This window comes from Exiguobacterium sp. J17977, from assembly GCF_018616375.1.
Classification (GTDB): Bacteria; Bacillota; Bacilli; order Exiguobacteriales; family Exiguobacteriaceae; genus Exiguobacterium; species Exiguobacterium mexicanum.
This window is the reverse complement of record NZ_JAEQBB010000001.1, coordinates 177,651-194,378: the sequence shown is the minus strand read 5'-3', so window position 1 is coordinate 194,378 and position 16,728 is coordinate 177,651. Positions and strand designations below refer to the sequence as shown.

General features: G+C 55.4%; 16 protein-coding genes. 7 read left to right on the top strand and 9 right to left on the bottom strand.

Translation table 11 applies throughout. The features are described 5' to 3' along the window. Positions 1-68 precede the first annotated feature (68 nt). The 3 genes from KNO58_RS01005 to amaP (KNO58_RS00995) are packed head-to-tail and all read right to left on the bottom strand — an operon-like array spanning position 69 to position 1,307. Positions 69-512 (bottom strand): Asp23/Gls24 family envelope stress response protein, encoded by a 444-nt coding sequence (locus KNO58_RS01005; protein WP_214751258.1) that lies wholly within the window; start codon positions 510-512, stop codon positions 69-71. Between the two features lie 24 nt (positions 513-536). Next, complete coding sequence (locus KNO58_RS01000; RefSeq protein WP_214751256.1) at positions 537-752, bottom strand: DUF2273 domain-containing protein; 216 nt, start codon at positions 750-752, stop codon at positions 537-539. A gap of 12 nt (positions 753-764) precedes the next feature. Then, entirely contained in the window at positions 765-1,307 is a 543-nt protein-coding gene (gene amaP, locus KNO58_RS00995; protein WP_214751254.1) for an alkaline shock response membrane anchor protein AmaP, read from the bottom strand. Between the two features lie 345 nt (positions 1,308-1,652). Between amaP (KNO58_RS00995) and KNO58_RS00990 the strand changes: the two genes are divergently transcribed. Both KNO58_RS00990 and KNO58_RS00985 read left to right on the top strand, forming a co-directional pair. Next, positions 1,653-2,858, top strand: coding sequence for an MDR family MFS transporter (locus tag KNO58_RS00990; protein WP_214751252.1), 1,206 nt, complete (start codon positions 1,653-1,655; stop codon positions 2,856-2,858). A gap of 225 nt (positions 2,859-3,083) precedes the next feature. Next, positions 3,084-4,055, top strand: coding sequence for a GGDEF domain-containing protein (locus tag KNO58_RS00985; RefSeq protein WP_251026009.1), 972 nt, complete (start codon positions 3,084-3,086; stop codon positions 4,053-4,055). A 30-nt stretch (positions 4,056-4,085) separates the two neighbouring features. On the opposite strand, the gene KNO58_RS00980 is transcribed toward KNO58_RS00985, so the two are convergent. The 5 genes from KNO58_RS00980 to amaP (KNO58_RS00960) form a co-directional block, all read right to left on the bottom strand. After that, positions 4,086-5,678, bottom strand: coding sequence for an FMN-binding glutamate synthase family protein (locus KNO58_RS00980; RefSeq protein ID WP_214751250.1), 1,593 nt, complete (start codon positions 5,676-5,678; stop codon positions 4,086-4,088). Positions 5,679-5,737: 59 nt separating this feature from the next. Next, positions 5,738-6,121, bottom strand: coding sequence for a hypothetical protein (locus KNO58_RS00975; RefSeq protein WP_214751247.1), 384 nt, complete (start codon positions 6,119-6,121; stop codon positions 5,738-5,740). A gap of 163 nt (positions 6,122-6,284) precedes the next feature. Continuing rightward, positions 6,285-6,725, bottom strand: a complete 441-nt coding sequence (locus KNO58_RS00970; protein ID WP_214751245.1) for an Asp23/Gls24 family envelope stress response protein — start codon at positions 6,723-6,725, stop codon at positions 6,285-6,287. A 52-nt stretch (positions 6,726-6,777) separates the two neighbouring features. Beyond that, entirely contained in the window at positions 6,778-6,984 is a 207-nt protein-coding gene (locus KNO58_RS00965; protein WP_214751243.1) for a DUF2273 domain-containing protein, read from the bottom strand. A gap of 12 nt (positions 6,985-6,996) precedes the next feature. After that, positions 6,997-7,539 (bottom strand): alkaline shock response membrane anchor protein AmaP, encoded by a 543-nt coding sequence (gene amaP, locus KNO58_RS00960; RefSeq protein ID WP_214751241.1) that lies wholly within the window; start codon positions 7,537-7,539, stop codon positions 6,997-6,999. Positions 7,540-7,880: 341 nt separating this feature from the next. Here amaP (KNO58_RS00960) and KNO58_RS00955 point away from each other — a divergent pair, with 341 nt between their 5' ends. Beyond that, on the top strand, positions 7,881-8,936 hold the full coding sequence (locus KNO58_RS00955; protein ID WP_251026008.1) for a TIGR04086 family membrane protein: 1,056 nt from the start codon (positions 7,881-7,883) through the stop codon (positions 8,934-8,936). A gap of 49 nt (positions 8,937-8,985) precedes the next feature. Here KNO58_RS00955 and KNO58_RS00950 read toward each other — a convergent pair whose 3' ends face one another. Then, the gene (locus tag KNO58_RS00950) at positions 8,986-9,834 is read right to left on the bottom strand and encodes a MurR/RpiR family transcriptional regulator (RefSeq protein ID WP_214751239.1); all 849 of its coding nucleotides are present in this window, start codon (positions 9,832-9,834) and stop codon (positions 8,986-8,988) included. A gap of 208 nt (positions 9,835-10,042) precedes the next feature. Between KNO58_RS00950 and KNO58_RS00945 the strand changes: the two genes are divergently transcribed. The 4 genes from KNO58_RS00945 (at position 10,043) to gntK (ending at position 16,435) form a co-directional block, all read left to right on the top strand. Next, positions 10,043-12,469 (top strand): EAL domain-containing protein, encoded by a 2,427-nt coding sequence (locus KNO58_RS00945; protein WP_312845866.1) that lies wholly within the window; start codon positions 10,043-10,045, stop codon positions 12,467-12,469. A 138-nt stretch (positions 12,470-12,607) separates the two neighbouring features. Beyond that, positions 12,608-13,492 carry a phosphogluconate dehydrogenase (NAD(+)-dependent, decarboxylating) gene (gnd, locus tag KNO58_RS00940; protein WP_214751235.1) on the top strand — a complete coding sequence of 295 codons (885 nt, stop codon included), beginning with the start codon at positions 12,608-12,610 and terminating at the stop codon, positions 13,490-13,492. A gap of 82 nt (positions 13,493-13,574) precedes the next feature. Then, positions 13,575-14,918 (top strand): GntT/GntP/DsdX family permease, encoded by a 1,344-nt coding sequence (locus KNO58_RS00935; RefSeq protein WP_214751233.1) that lies wholly within the window; start codon positions 13,575-13,577, stop codon positions 14,916-14,918. Between the two features lie 17 nt (positions 14,919-14,935). After that, the gene (gene gntK / locus KNO58_RS00930) at positions 14,936-16,435 is read left to right on the top strand and encodes a gluconokinase (RefSeq protein WP_260575739.1); all 1,500 of its coding nucleotides are present in this window, start codon (positions 14,936-14,938) and stop codon (positions 16,433-16,435) included. Positions 16,436-16,728: the final 293 nt, after the last annotated feature.

The following is a 16,728-nucleotide window of genomic DNA, read 5'->3' as shown; positions in this document are numbered from 1 at the left end:
TAATCGCTCGAGCCTGTCCGCGAGGCGGCATAAAAAAGACAGTCCTGTGGAAAAGGACTGCCCGCATATCAGACAAGGTCACGGCTCGGTTCGCCCACTTCTTCGACCGTCTTCCGTTTCACATCGAACTCTTCCCGTGTCATGACGTCTTCGACGTGCATGTTCACTTCGACGACATCGAGACCGGTCATGTCGGTCATCGCCTTTTTGATTTTCAAAACAGTGTCGTCAAAGATGCCCGGTATGCTTTTGCCGTATTCGACGATGACACGTAAATCGAGCGCGACTTGATGCTCCCCAATCTCAGCGTCAATTCCTTTCGTGATGTCTTCGGTGCTCCGAAACCGGTCCGTGAATCCGCTCATGAAGCCACCGCTCATCGACAGGATGCCTTGCACTTCCCCCGTGGCGAGTCCGGCGATTTTCTTGATGACCTGCTCCTCGAACGTCAGTTTATTGTGCCGCCCTCCATCCACCACATTCGTCGGGAGGCTCATATTTTCGTCTTGCATGACCGCTCACTCCTTTGTATCGATTCAGCGCCGCTGCTTCCGTGTGAAAAATTCTACCCACTCGTTTACGTGGAGCGCCCCATCGCCCCATTTCCCGATTAAGAAACCGACCAGTGCCAACGTCACGATCAATACCGTCTGCCCGAAGCCAATCGTCAGGAACAGCACCGCAATGATCACCCCGACGACAATTCCGATGAGACGGAAGCGATAAGGGAACAATATCGTTTTCGTATCCATCACAGCACCTCCTTATACGACTCGTTCTGACGTCTGCCGCTTCGTATCTTGAATGTTCAGTGACACGTCCGTCACGGGCACTTCGAGCAACGACTCAAGACGCTCTTTCACATGCGTCTGAATCTCTTTGCCAAGCGTCGGCAAGCCTTGCCGATTGAAGACGGAACAGTCGATGTGGACGCGCACGCTGTCTCGCTTCGAATCGATGTCAACGTTGACGTCCGGCGCCCGCACCCCTTGGAACGGCTTCAACGACTCATACACCATCTTCTCAATCGTCTCGGTCGAAATCGTGATCCGCCCTTCCCCCGTCTGAATCGTGTAACGCCCCGTATTCGACTTGGCCACCAAACCAGTCACGAGCATGACGAGGAAGACGACACCGAGGAAAATCGAGAGGGCGAGCACGGTGTAGACGTACTCTTCTTGGTTTTGCCAACGCTCCCAATAAGGACTGAGTTGCGGGACGTCATAAATGCCGAGCAACAGTACCACCACGCTCACCAACCCGACGATGCCAGTGATGACCAATATGAATCGATTCAACCTGTTCATACCCACATCCCCTTTGTGCACTCCGCTTCATCTGACAATTTCGCCCCGCTCCGTTAATGTCTGTCTTTATATTTTCCCGTTCTAGCTCGATGGAAACAATTCATATTATGAAGGATCAGTAAGAGATTTTACTTCCTGGGAACACAAAAAACGGTCACTCTCCGCTCGGGAAAGTGACCGCTCCATCTAATAATCAGAACTTATGTTCGGTTTATGGTACAGCGCAAACAAGCGCATATATATTCGCTTTTTCTATTTTTAGCTTAGCAAATCCCGCAACATAAGTCTATTCTTTCTCAGCTGGACTCCCTACAGTAGAGATAGACTTTGGAAAGGAGCACATCGATGGAATCATACCGCTGGGACCTCAATCTGAAGGTCCGCTTGTTCGGTGAAGGTCTGTTCAATCTGTTGTTTTGGATGTACTTCCCGTTCATCACCGTCTATTTTGCTCAAACACTCGGCGTCGAGCTGGCCGGTCTGCTCATGGCCGTGCCTCCACTGTTCCTTCTGATCGGCAGTTTGATTGGCGGTTCGCTCGCAGACGAGAGCGGACGCCGTCCCGTCATGCTCGTCGGGACGTTCGCGCAAGGGATCTTGTTCCTCGCCTTCGCCTTGTCGACGAACGCCTACGTCGATTATGTCACCTATATCGGCATCGGCTTCATGGGCGCGATCTATAAACCGGCCAGCTCGGCCATGGTCGCCGACCTCGTACCGACCGAACATTTACGGGACGTGTTCGCGACGTTCATGGCGTCGAACAATATCGGCGCCGTGCTCGGTCCCATCCTCGGGGCGGTCTTGTTCTTCGAGCATCGTCAGGCACTCCTGCTCGGTTGCGCCTTCGTCCTGTTCGGGTACGGGGTGCTGCTCGCGGCACTGACTCATGAGACACGGCCGGCCTCGACCAAGACGACGGTCGCGACGACATTCCGCACCCAAGGGCGTTCGTATGCGACGATTCTGCGTGATCCGTTGTTCCGCCTCTATTTGATTGCCGGCGTGTTCGCCTTGATCCCGATCATGCAGCTCGACGTGTATTTACCGGTCTATTTGATTGAACAGGCCCCGGCCACGTTCGACGTCTCGAACACGGTCCTGTTCGGTTGGCTCGTCGCCTATAACGGGCTCTTGTTCGTCGTCTTCATCATGCCGGTCACGCGCATGTTCCGCGCCTGGAATGAACGACGTGTCTTCCTGTTGTCGACATTTCTCGCCGGCTTCGGGACGTTCCTCGTCGCCTTCTCGTCGAACATCTGGTATTTGCTCGTCGTCACGACCGTGTTCACGTTCGGCGAATTGATTCGTTCCCCCGTCAGCCAAAGCTTCGTCAGTCGCTACGCACCAGCCGAGTCACGCGGCCAATATCTCGCGGCCGATACGCTCCAAAACACGATCGGCAAGTTCCTCGCGCCGGTGACGGTGCTCGCCTCGGGCTTCGTCTCCCCGATTGCCGTCTTCACACTCATCTTGCTGTCGGCGCTCACCGGGATGGGACTATATGCGAAGTTATTTGACAGGCTGAGTGAAAAGAAAGTCTCGTCGTGAGGCAATCGCTCATCGTCAAAATCAGATTGGTGAAATTGCATGCTAAAAATTGACAAACGATAACGATTTGGTACGGTTGACCTATACTTTCCATTCAAAGGTCGTGAGGTTATCGCAATCACTCTATTATTGATGAACGCCTGTGTCGCGTTCACGGGATTCTACTTAATCTCCAAGATTTATCACTCGTTCCTATTCTCCTCGTCCTATGCGAGAAGCATCCTCATGGGCGGGCTCGCCGGGATGATCGGTCTCTTCCTGATGATAAATGCCGTCGAAGTGAACGAGGACGTCCGCATCGACTTGCGCCATTTGCCGGCAATCCTCCTCGCGTTTTACGGGGCCCGTTTGCCGCTCTTCATCGCCACCGGCATCATCGCCAGCTCCCGGCTGTTGTTCGGTCTCTCCGACCAAGCCATCATCGCGTTCATCGGGACGTTCGTCGTCGGGCTGGGGATGTTGTGGATTCACCGTCGCTTCGCCGACCGAATGTTCCTCCAAGTGATGGCGCTGAACGTCTGGGCTTTGAGCATGCTGTCGTTCGGACTGTGGCTCAATCTCGGTTGGGGTGGAACCTATGTCTCGCTCATCATGACGCTGTGGATGGTCGGATTGGTCGCCGGTCTCTTGGCCAGCGCGTTAACAATCGATTTGGAACGGACCACGCGCCGGGCCAAGGAATACCAACGCTCGGCCGAACGCGATCATTTGACCGGGCTGTTCAATCGACGTGTATGGGAGCAGTCAACCGAACCCCTCGGTGCCACATCCCGCTCCTATCACGTGATGATTTTAGATATCGACCATTTCAAACGTGTGAACGATGTGTATGGCCACGCCAACGGAGACTTGGTGTTGAAACGTTTCGCCGAACTGTTAGTCAGCGAGACGAGAACACAAGACGTCGTGGCACGGCTCGGCGGGGAAGAGTTCGCGATTCTCATTCATGACTTGCCCGTCACGAAAGCGAATAAAATCGCCGAACGGATTCGCGCCAACGTCGAGACGGAGTCTTTCTTCTTGAACGGCTTCGACCCGATTCACATCACGGTCTCGATCGGGGTCGCACACGCCAAGGCCTGTCCGGTCGTCGTCGCGACCGAGGCGGCCGACAACGCCCTGTATGAGGCGAAGCACGGTGGACGAAACCGAGTCGTCAGCACAGGCGTGACGAACGAGCAATTCGGTACGGCTTGAGGAATCAAAAAGACGGATGGCCCGCGCGGGTCATCCGTCTTTCGCTTGTCCATCGAATAATTCCTCGCCTCGCTTCACCCGGCCGTCCGGATACTTATAGGCGACATGCTCGAGCGACAGCTTCGTCGGCGTATCGAGACCGGCCGCTGCCGTCATGTTATAGAGCCCTTCGCGAAGTGAGATGATATAGTTCGTTACGCGGTAACTCTTCTCATCGACGACGAGGGCGTGCTGCAGTTTCGGGTCCGTCGTCGCGACACCGACCGGACATCGGTTCGTATGGCATACTTGCGCCTGGATACAGCCGACGTTGAACATGAGCCCGCGGGCGATGTTGACGCAGTCGGCCCCGAGCGCGAGGGCGACTGCAATCTTATCAGCCGTGACGAGCTTGCCGGAAGCAAACAAGGTGATGCGGTCACGGATTCCATATTTTATGAGTAATTGATGCACATACGGGAGTGCCGCCTTCAACGGCAGTCCGACCGAATCGGCGAGCTCTTGATATGTCGCCCCGGTCCCGCCTTCTCCGCCGTCGACCGTGATGAAATCAGGATGCTGACCGGAAGAAGCCATCTCTTGCACGAGCGCCTCGACGTCCGCAAGGCGTCCGACGACGAGCTTGATGCCGACCGGTTTGCCGCCGATGTCGCGCAGCCACTCGATGAAGCTGAGCAGTTCCTTGTCCGACTTGAACTCGGAGAATCGGTTCGGGCTGTCAATCGTCACGCCGATCTTGACGTTCCGGATGCGGGCAATCTCTTCCGTCACTTTCGCACCGTCGATATGGCCGCCTCTAGTCTTCGCGCCTTGGGCGAGCTTCAACTCGAAGGCACGCACTTGCGGAATCTCACTCTTCGCTTTGAACGCCGCGTCCGAGAACGTCCCGTCCTCGGTCCGGACGCCGAACAGCGCCGGCCCGATTTGACAGATGAGGTCGACCCCGCCCTTCAAATGATGGTCCGACAGCCCGCCTTCGCCGGTGTTCATCCACGTCCCTTTGGCCCGACCGAGCCCGATCGACAGCGCCGTGATGGCGTTCTCGCCGAGTGAGCCAAAACTCATCGCCGACTGCCCGACGAGACCGCGAAGGCGGAACGGCTCCCGACACGTCTGTTTCCCGATGACGATGCTGTCCTCTTCCGTCAACAAGTACGGACCGATCTCTCGTTCGACGACCCGCTCCTTACGGGTGAACAGGTTGTCCTCCTCGACTTGATAGAGGTGAGTCTTCACGGTCTGGCTGTTATCGACGCGGAGTTCATTCCGGTTCGTCGGATAGAGAACGTTCTGCAGATAGAACCCGCCCCGCTCGAAATCCCGCTCTGAGCCGAACCCGATGATGCGCGACTTATATTTCCCGGAAATAACGGCCGCCTCATAGTCGTTCCGCGAGAACGGTTTCGCCTCGTTGTCGTTCAAGAACAAATATTGCCGCATCTCAGGCCCGACCTTCTCCAAGATATAACGTACCTTACCGAGAATCGGGAAGTTGCGGAGGACGGAATGCTCGCGCTGATGGCGGTCCTTGCGCCAGAGATAGAAAATGAACAGGAACGGGGCGGCAATCATCGACACCATCAGGACGAGCACGATGGCGAGCATCGTCGTGTTCACGGACATGACTTGACCTCCTTCAACTAGACGAATAACCCGTCCCGACTGATTCGGGACAGGTTTGTTCATTTGGGTATGGTGACGTCGTCGAAGTGCTCGTCGCGGCAGAGCGTGATTGCCTGCATCGCCAATTGATAGTCAGGTTGCGGCAGGCTGATCAGTTCGGTCGGGAGCACCCATTCTTTATTGTTGTACAAGTGGATGACGAGTTTGACGAGGATGAAATCTTGCTTCTCGAACGTGTTGTCATCGATAATGGTCGCCGTGCTGATTTTGCCTTGCTCGAGGTCCATGTACGGCAACAACAGGTTTCGCACCCGTTCATTCCCGGCGATGACGTATAGGGCGGAAAAATACTCTTTCTTGACGTCACCCGGATTATGAAGCCGCTGGGCCAACTGTTTGAACACGTCGTAGTGCTCGGTCGTCAAGAATTCAAGTTTGTTCATATCGGTCTTTCCTCTCTGTATGGACGAAAATCAATCTGTGTATAGTAATTCCACCCTTTTGCGAATTGTAATCCTTTCGTCATACCCGTACCCCTACTTGTATGTGCACCTTATTCAAACGACAGACGTCCGCATACGAAATGCGGACGTCTGTTTGATATCGTTAGACGAGTTCACGGCTCGTTTCCACTTCAGACTCCGACGCCCGACTCTTGGCGTCGAACTCGGCTTTCGTCATGACGTCCTCGACATGCATGTTCACCTCGACGACCTCGAGCCCGGTCATTTCGCTCATCGCGGCCTTGATTTTCGTGACCGTCTCATTGAAGACGCCTGGGATGTTCTTGCCGTATTCAACGATGACGCGCAAATCGAGGGCGACTTGGCGTTCGCCGACCTCGGCGTCGATGCCTTTCGTGATGTCTTCGGTGCTCCGGAAACGGTCCGTGAGACCGCTCATGAACCCACCGCTCATCGACAAAATCCCTTGAACTTCGCTCGTGGCGAGCCCGGCGATTTTCTTGATGACCTGCTCTTCAAACGTCAATTTGTTTTGACGGATCGTCTCTTCTGTTCGATTCACATTTACGTTTTCGTTAGCCATGTCAATAATCTCCTTTTGTGTTCATTGGTTTGACCGATTGGTAAGGTCGTTGTTAGTTGCGGGTGAAAAAGGCCACCCATTCTTCCATACGAAGTGCCCCGTCACGCCACTTGCCGATTACGAAACCGATGAACGTGAGCGTCACGATGAGAAGCGTCGGACCGAAGCCGATCGTGAGGAAGAGCACTGCCATGATGAGGCCGAGCCCCGCTCCGATGAGCCGGAACCGGTACGGCCACAACATTGTTTTTGTATCCATGCTAGTCCCTCCTTATACGACCCGCTCTGACGTCTTGCGCAACGTATCGTAGATATTGAGTGACACTTCGGCCACTGGCACTTCGATCAACGATTCGATCCGCTCTTTGACGTGCGTTTGAATCGTCTTCCCGAGCGTCGGCAACCCGTCCTGTTTGAACACGGCGCAGTCGATGTGGACGCGCACCTGCTCCCGTTTCGAGTCGATGGCGACGGACACGTCCGGCGAGCGCAGCCCTTGGAATTGCTTGAGCGATTCCTGGACCGTCTTCTCGATTGTGTCTTTCGATACCGTGATTCGGCCTTCATTCGTCTGAATCGTGTACCGTCTCGGTTTTGCTTTGGCGGCCAACCCTGTCATCAGCATGAGCAGGAAGATGACCGCGAGGAATATGCCGATTGCGAGGATCGTGTACATATACCAGTCTTCGTTTTGCCATTGGTCAATATACGTTTGGATTTGAGGGACGTCATACACGCCGAGCAATAGCAGCGCTACGCTCAACAGTCCGATGACGCCCGTTACGACCAAGAGGGCTCGATTGAATCCATTCATCCGTTTATCTCCTTCTCTATCATGTCGTGCCTAAGCGACGTGTCTATTTTTCGTCGCTGTTACCAATCGGTAGTTGTGTTGATTCCCGTTCATACGAACTTGAAAAATTTCGATGTGTTAAATATTTTTTTATTATAATAGTTGAGACTTGAACTCTTATAATTGTTGATATCATGCGGTTTCTTTTTCTATAGAAGAGAATTTACCGAATAATTCGTTCAGAACTTGAAATAAAATTTTACACAACACATCAATGAGTTTGTAATTTTCTTTCCCGGGTAAATTCCGTTCATGGACGATGCAGTTCATACATTTACACGAGAATGGAGACAAAGAAAATCATGGAAACTAGAAGACAAACACGCTTCAGTCAGTATTTGCGTCCGGAGGCGGACGCGGCGGGGAAAAACGTATCTTGGGGATCGATCCTCGCAGGTGTCGTCACCTTTTTCGCACTTCTCTTAACGTTTAGCTTCATCGGATCGGCCATCGGTTTTGGCGTTACCGACGTCACGTCTGACAATCCGTTTGACGGCGTCGGCACAGGATTGATTATCTGGGGAATTCTCACGCTCATCCTATCCTTGTTCGCCGCTGGATTCGTATCCGGTGTGACATCGGCCCGGAGCGGACTCATCCACGGATTCTTGACGTGGGCCACGAGCGTCATCTTGCTATTCTCGCTCCTCACGTTCACGACGATCAATACGTTCCAAACGGTCGGATCAGTCCTCGGGACGGTCGGTAGTGCTGCAGGCAGCGGCATCAGCACGGTCGCAAGCGGCGCGTCGGACGCAGTTACGAACGGATTCACGGCCATCTCTGACAACGTCACGGACGTGAACACGGACGAGTTGCAAGGCAATGTCGAAGAGATTTTACGTGACACGGACATCGAAGAATTGCAGCCGGAATACTTGCAAGGCCAGCTCGACGCAGCCCGTGAAGATGCAACCGAAGCCGGGAAACAAGCGTTGACGAACCCCGAAAACTTTGACCAAATCGTCGCTGACCTCGGTGACAAGTTGACGGAGCGCGCCGAAACAATCGAGCAATCGGTCGATGAGCAAGAGATTGCCGATGCGGTCGCTCAAAATACAGATTTGACACAAGCGGAAGCGGAAGAAGCCACACAAAACATCGTGAACAGTTTGAATGAAGCGACGACACAAGCAAGCGAACAAATCGCTAACGCCCAACAGACACTCGAAGAGACGTCACAAGAGTTAGAGACGCAAATCGAAGAGTTGCGCGTCCAAACGGAACAAGCGGCTGAAACCGCGTCGACCGTTTCGATTTGGAGCTTCGTCGCCCTCATCTTGACGATGATTTTGACATCGATCGCCGGAATTGTCGGCTCGAGCACGGCACGCCGTGATGACACGGTCAACCGATAACAACAAAAAATCCGTCCGCTTTTTATAAGCGGGACGGATTTTTTTGCGTTCACATGCGCCGGAGCGAGATGGCCTCGCGCATTTTTTGGAGCGATTCTCTACCCTCTTCCCCGCGCCGCATCATGACGACGGTGAACAAGGCGTCTATTAGACTGAGCTCGGCGATTCGCGAGGCGAGCGCCTCGGAGCGGAACTCCGTCTCTTGCGACACGGTATAGAGGGCGACGTCACACAGTTTCGACAGCGGCGACTTCGCGTAGTTCGTGATAGCGATCGTCGGGACGCCACGCTCGTTCAACACTTTCGCCACATCGAGCGTGTCTTTCGAGGCACCCGAGTGCGAGATGAGGACGGCGACGTCGTCGGTCGTCAGTTGCGACGCCGACATGAGCTGCATATGCGACTCCAAATTCGCCGTGACGAATAATCCGCTCCGGACGAACTTGTGATACGCGTCGAGCGCGATGACAGCCGAGCCCCCGCTCCCAAAGAACTCGATGCGGCGGGCCGACAAGAGAAGCGCGACAGCCTCGTCGAGTGAGGCCCCGTCCAAGATTTGCCGCGTCGCCTCGAGCGTCTTCACGTTCGACGTGAAAATCTTCTCGGCGATCTCAAGCGGTGTGTCTTCTTGCGAGATGTCCTCATGGATGTCTTGGAGCGGCGCGACGACATCAGTGGCGAGCGCAATTTTCAGCGCCTGATAGCCTTTGAAGCCGACGCGCTGACAGAAACGGAATACGGTCGACTCGGCGACGTCGAGGTCGTCGGCGACTTGGTTAATCGTATGATGGATGATGCGTTCGGGCTGCTTCAAGATATAATCGGCGATACGTTGCTCTTTCTTGCCGAGTGTCGTATAGGCACCACGGATGCGGGCCAGGCCGTTCATCGATTCCATATGTCTCACCCTTTTTCTTTTTACGATACCGTTTCGAAAAAAATTCCGCAATCAAAGACTGAATGTTCTATCTGTCAATGTGCCAAACTATTGACCCACTGTGGAAAAGATTCCCTTCACGTCAAGACAAATATGCTAAGCTAGGAAAGCTCATTTTTGAGAACCTGTCAGCTTTCGTCCGTTTGTCCCGACTTTAATGAAGAAAGGGTTGGTCCCCATCGAACACCACCTCCATAGTACGTACAGTCTTCCCCTCGTCTTGTTATCCATCGCCGTCGCCGTCTTCTCAGCCTTTGTCTCACTCGATATTAGCAGTCGGCTCAAATATGCCGAACGGGTGTCGCGCATCCGTTGGGTGAGCGCCGGAGCCCTCAGTCTCGGGCTCGGCATTTGGGCGATGCATTTCATCGGCATGTTGGCCTTTCATTTAGAGGCCGACGTATCCTACCATATCGGTATCGTCATCGCCTCCATCATTCCAGCCATCGTCTCGTCCGGGTTCGCCTTTTACATCGTCAGTCGGCAGACGGCACGACCGCGCGATCTAGTCATCAGTGCCGTCTTCATCAGCATCGGTATCGTCTCGATGCATTACGTCGGCATGGAAGCGATGCAGATGAACGCCGTCCTGACATACGACCCGTTCATGTGGGTGTTATCGGCGGTCGTCGCGTTCGTCGCCTCGCTCGTCGGGCTGTATCTGTTGTTCTCGCTCCCGGACGTGTCGCGGTTCCATTGGCGGAGGCTCGTCTGCTCTCTCTTGATCGGGCTCGCCGTCTCGGGGATGCACTATATCGGCATGGGTGCGGCCGAGTTCACGCCACTCGCGACGCCACAACCATTGACCGGCTTCTCGATGGACAGCACGCTCCTCGCCTTTTGGATTGGCGGCAGTGTCACGACGCTGTTTGTGCTCATGCTCATCTCGCTTCGCAATGAGAAGCAGCTCGAGCGTCAGTCGATCGAACTCGAAACGAAGTTCCAGTCCGTCATCGAGTCGGCGAACGATGCCATCATCGTCGCGGACGACAAACGCCGCATCGTGCAATGGAATCATGGGGCCGAGCGACTGTTCGGTTATGCCGCAAGCGAGGTGCTCGGGGAATCGATCACGCTCATCATGCCCGAGCGCTTTAAAGTCGCACACGAACAAGGCATGAAACGCTATCGTCAGACCCGTGAAGCGAACGTCATCGGCCGCACGGTCGAGCTCGTCGGACTGCGCAAGGACGGCACCGAGTTCCCGTTCGAGATGTCACTCGGCACGTGGGAGACGGAGAAGGGTCTCTTCTTCAGCAGCATCATCCGCGATATCAGTGAACGGAAACAAATCGAGGAACAAATCAACGACCTCGTCTATTTGGACACGTTGACCGGCCTGCCGAACCGACGCCTGTTCAACGACCGGCTCGACGCCCTTCTCGCGCAAGGCAACGAGTCGACATTCTCCCTGTTTTATATCGACCTCGACAACTTCAAGGTCATCAATGACCGGTTCGGCCACTCGTCAGGTGACGTCTTCTTGCGCCAAGTGACGGACCGTCTGTTGACGACGACCAATAAGAGCGACACGCTCGCCCGTCTCGGCGGGGACGAGTTCGTCATCCTGTCGCCGAACACCGGCAGTAACTTGGCCGCTCACCGTGCCCAAGAGATCACGAACGCGTTGAACCAACCGTTCCTGCTCGAAGGCGAGGACGTGTTCACGAGTCTGTCGATTGGGATTAGCCTCTACCCGTCCGACGGGCGGACGGCCGATGACTTATTGAAAAATGCCGACATCGCCATGTATCGGGCGAAAGAGGACGGCAAGAACGGCTTCCAGTTCTTCACGACCGAGATGAACGAGTCCGTCGCCCGCAAGTCACAGCTCGCGATGGCGCTCCGGAAAGGCATCGGGCGCGGCGAGTTTACGATTCATTATCAGCCGCAAGTGCACCTCGAGACGGAGACGCTCATCGGCGTCGAGGCGCTCGTGCGTTGGACGCACCCCGAGCTCGGCATGATCTCGCCGGCCGAGTTCATCCCGATTGCCGAAGAGACCGGCAGCATCCACCGTCTCGGCGAATACGTCTTGAACGAGGCGTGTCGGCAGAACAAGGCGTGGCAGGACGCGGGTATCGCACCGTTCCGCGTCGCCGTCAACATCTCGGCGCTCCAGTTCGCACAAAAAGATTTGCCGGACATCGTCAGCCAGGCGCTCGAGGCGACCGGTCTCGCCCCGGAATACCTCGAGCTCGAGTTGACCGAGACCGTCATCCAGAGCGCGCAAAGCGCCATCGAGACGATGGAGGCGCTCGTCGCCCTCGGCGTCCACTTGTCAATCGACGACTTCGGAACCGGCTACTCGTCGCTCAGCTACTTGAAGCTGTTCCCGATCGACACGCTGAAAATCGACCAACATTTCACGAAAAACATCGAGACCGACTCGAAGGACGCCGCTCTCGTCAAGACGATCATCCGGATGGCACACGAGCTCGGGTTGAACGTCATCGCCGAAGGCGTCGAGACGAAAGCACAGGTCGCCTTCCTCAAAGCCGAGGAGTGCAATCAGGCGCAAGGCTACTATTATAATAAGCCGATGCCGGCCGAAGAACTCGACTCGTTCCTGTATCCATATAAGAAAAGTGTTTGACCCTCGTCCCGCCTACACGTTAGGTCGGGACGCTTTTTTGTGTTCTTCGAAAAAAATTCCGTCATTCGACTTGTAAATCGAATTTAATTTGATATTATAGTGGAGAGATGGAAAAAAATTCGATTTAGAGGTGACGATATGCAAATCGGTTTGATTGGATTAGGCAAGATGGGATACAACTTGGCGCTCAACTTGAGCGACCACGGTCATACGGTCGTCGGGACGGACGCCGGGAACGTCGAGGCGACATCGAAGTTTGAGATCGTGCCGACGCTTGAGGACATCGTCAACTCGCTCGAGACACCACGCGTCGTCTGGGCGATGGTGCCGGCCGGTGACATCACTGAGGCCGTACTGGCAGAACTGCTCGAGAAGCTGGAGCCAGGTGACATCGTCATCGACGGCGGCAACTCGAACTACAAGCTGTCGGTCGCTCGCGCCGAACAGTTCAGCGCCAAAGGCATCGCCTTCTTCGACTGCGGGACGAGCGGTGGCACGGAAGGTGCCCGCAACGGCGCCTGCACGATGGTCGGTGGTGACGCCGATGCGTGGCCGACAATCGAGCCGATTTTCAAAGATCTCTCGGTCGAGAACGGCTATTTGTACACGGGACCTGCCGGCAGCGGCCACTTCTTGAAGATGATCCACAACGGCATCGAGTACGGGATGATGCAGGCGATTGCCGAAGGGTTCGACATTTTGGAGAAGAGCCCGTTCGATTACGATTACGAACAGGTCGCCCGCGTCTGGAACCACGGATCGGTCGTCCGCTCATGGCTCATGGAGTTGACCGAGAACGCGTTCTCGAAAGACGCGAAGCTCGACGACATCCGCGGCGTCATGCATTCCTCAGGGGAAGGAAAATGGACGGTCGAGACGGCGCTCGAGCTACAGGCGGCGGCCCCGGTCATCGCCATGTCGCTCATGATGCGCTATCGCTCGCTCGAGGACGACACGTTCTCCGGGAAAGTCGTCGCCGCGCTCCGCAACGAGTTCGGGGGCCACGCGGTCGTCAAGAAATAACCGCAAGGAAAAGGTCAGGGGTGGCCTTTTCCTTTGTAAATATTTGTAAACGGTTACACATACGGTAAAGGGGGAAATACATATGTCGAGTTCGACACTCATTTTAATCGCAGTCGCAGGGATTTTCTTGCTCTTATTCTTGGTCATGCGGACGAAGCTCCACGCCTTCGTCTCACTTCTCCTCGTCAGTCTGCTCGTCGGGGTCGCGGCCGGTATGCCGCTCGGGGACGTCATCACCTCGATTCAGAACGGGATGGGCGGAACGCTCGGCTTCGTCGCCGTCGTCGTCGGTCTCGGTGCCATGTTCGGGAAGATGTTAGAAGTCTCGGGTGGTGCGGAACGTCTCGCCCAGACGCTCGTCAATAAGTTCGGTGAGGACAAGGCGCAATGGGCGCTCGCCCTCACCGGCTTCATCGTCGCCGTCCCGGTCTTCTTCGACGTCGGCTTCATCATTCTCGTCCCGATCGTTTATGGCCTCGCCAAAAAGACGGGCCGCTCGCTCTTGTACTACGGGATTCCGCTCCTCGCGGGTCTCGCCGTCACGCACAGTTTCATCCCGCCGACGCCGGGTCCGATTGCCGTCGCCAACTTGATCGGGGCCGAGCTCGGATGGGTCATCTTGTTCGGGGTCATCGCCGGGATTCCGGCAACGATTCTCGCCGGGCCAATCTTTGCGAAGTATATCGCCAAAAAGATTCACGTCAATATCCCGGACTATATGGAGTTCGAAGAGATTGATACGTCGAAAGAACTGCCGAGCTTCAAGATGATCGTCTCGCTCATCTCGATTCCGCTCGTCTTGATTCTCGCCAACACGTTGTCCGCCGTCTTGCTTGAAGAAGGCAACGGCATCCGCACGTTCTTCACGTTCATGGGTCACCCGTTCGTCGCCTTGACGCTCGCGACATTGCTCACGTTCATCTTCCTCGGCACACGTCGTGGCTATACGCGTGACGAAGTCCAGGAGATTGCGACGAAAGCACTCGAACCGGCTGGGATTATCATCCTTGTCACGGGTGCCGGTGGCGTGTTCAAACAAGTGTTGATCGACTCGGGTGTCGGTGACGTGCTCGGAGAAATGATGGCCGGGTCAGCACTCCCGGCGATTGTGCTCGCCTTCTTGATTGCGGCCGTCGTCCGTGTCGCCCAAGGTTCGGCGACCGTCTCGATGGTCACGGCGGCAGGACTCATCACGCCGCTTCTCGAACTTCAAAATATCACCGGTGCCGCGCTCGGTCTAATTGTCATCTCGATCGCCTCGGGTGCGACGGTACTCTCGCACGTCAACGACTCAGGTTTCTGGCTCGTCAACCGCTACTTCGGGCTCGACGTGAAAGACACGCTCAAGTCGTGGACCGTCATGGAAACGATTATTGGATTGACCGGCTTCGCGGTCGTCTTCTTGATCAGCTTGTTTATCATTTAAGTTAGGAAGTGATGTGTGTGTACACGATTGGCGTCGATATCGGGACGACGAGCACGAAAGCCGTCCTGTTCCATAACCAGCAACAACTCGCGGTACATAACGTGTTGTACCCGCTCCTCACCCCGGACACGGAGACGGCCGAGCAAGACCCGGTCGTCATCTACGGGGCCGTGCTCGAGGCGATTTCCGCCGTCCGTGCCAAAGCCGACGGTCCGATTCGCTTCGCCTCATTCAGCTCAGCGATGCACAGCCTGATTGCGCTCGATGCGTCGGGCCGCCCGCTCACCCACAGCATCACGTGGGCCGACAGCCGGGCCAACCCGTATACGCAAGAAATCAAACGCGACTTCGATGCGAGTGCGCTCCATATGCGCACCGGCACACCTGTCCATCCGATGGCGCCGCTGTCGAAGCTGCGTTGGCTGAAAGCCGAGCATGCGGACGTGTTCGCTCGAGCCGTAAAATTCGTTTCCATCAAAGAGTACGTCTTCTATCGCCTGACCGGTCGCTTCGTCATCGACCATTCGATTGCCTCGGCGACCGGGCTGTTCAACTTGAAGAACTGCGATTGGGATCCAGAGGCGCTCGACGTCGCCGGGGTCACACCCAATCAACTGTCCGAGCTCGTGCCGACGACCGAAATTTTGACGCTTAAATCTGATGTGGTTGAGACGCTTGGCTGGGACTTCCCACTCGTCATCGGGGCGAGTGACGGGGTATTGTCGAACCTCGGTGTCGGGGCGTTCGAACAAGGCGTCGTCGCCGTCACGATCGGGACGAGCGGTGCCATCCGCACGGTCGTCCGGGAACCGGTCGAGGACCCGAAAGGACGTATCTTCTGTTACGCCTTGACCGACAAACATTGGGTCATCGGTGGACCGGTCAATAACGGCGGCATCATCCTCCGCTGGCTCCGCGACGAGTTCGCGGCGAGCGAGGTCGAGACGGCGAAACGGCTCGGGATGGACGCGTATGACGTGTTGACGCGCATCGCCGAGACGGTCAAGCCGGGCTCGGACGGGCTGTTGTTCCACCCGTATTTGATGGGTGAACGGGCCCCGCTCTGGGACTCGAACGCACGCGGTTCGTTCTTCGGGTTGAGTATCCACCATAAGCGCGAGCACTTCATCCGCGCAGTACTCGAAGGCGTCATCTTCAACTTGTATACGGTCATGCTGGCGCTCGACGAGTTGACGGGCGCGCCGAACCGGATTCACGCGACGGGCGGGTTCGCCCAGTCGAGTTTGTGGCGCCAAATGATGGCCGACATCTTCGATACACCGGTCGTCGTGCCGGAAAGCCATGAGAGTTCGTGTCTCGGTGCGGTTATGCTCGGGGAGTACGCGTTCGGGGATATCGACGACTTCACGGCTGTGCCACAAGTGACGCACGAGCATACGCCAAATCATGAAGCGACCACGATTTACCGGGAGTTGCTGCCGATTTATATCCGGCTCTCCCGTCATCTCGCTGAAGAGTATGAAGCGATTTCTGCGTTTCAACGGAAGCATGTATAAGAAGAGGCCGAGTTCATGATGAACTCGGCCTTGTTTATTGATCAACGCAATTAATCTTTCTTCTAGGTTAGATTCCTCAAGCGAAAGAGATGGTATACTTTTCATGATTAGAAATCCATTCTAAATGATGAGAGACGAGGTAAAATCGAATGAATAGCATCCTTGATTCTTTGATTGCGGCAATCCCCTTTATCTTCTTTGGCGTTTTGCTCATCAAATCAAAAGATCAGACAAAGTCTGGAGAGACCGGCGCACCGACAGACGGAACTGAAATCTTGTTCAGTTTGTTTCTA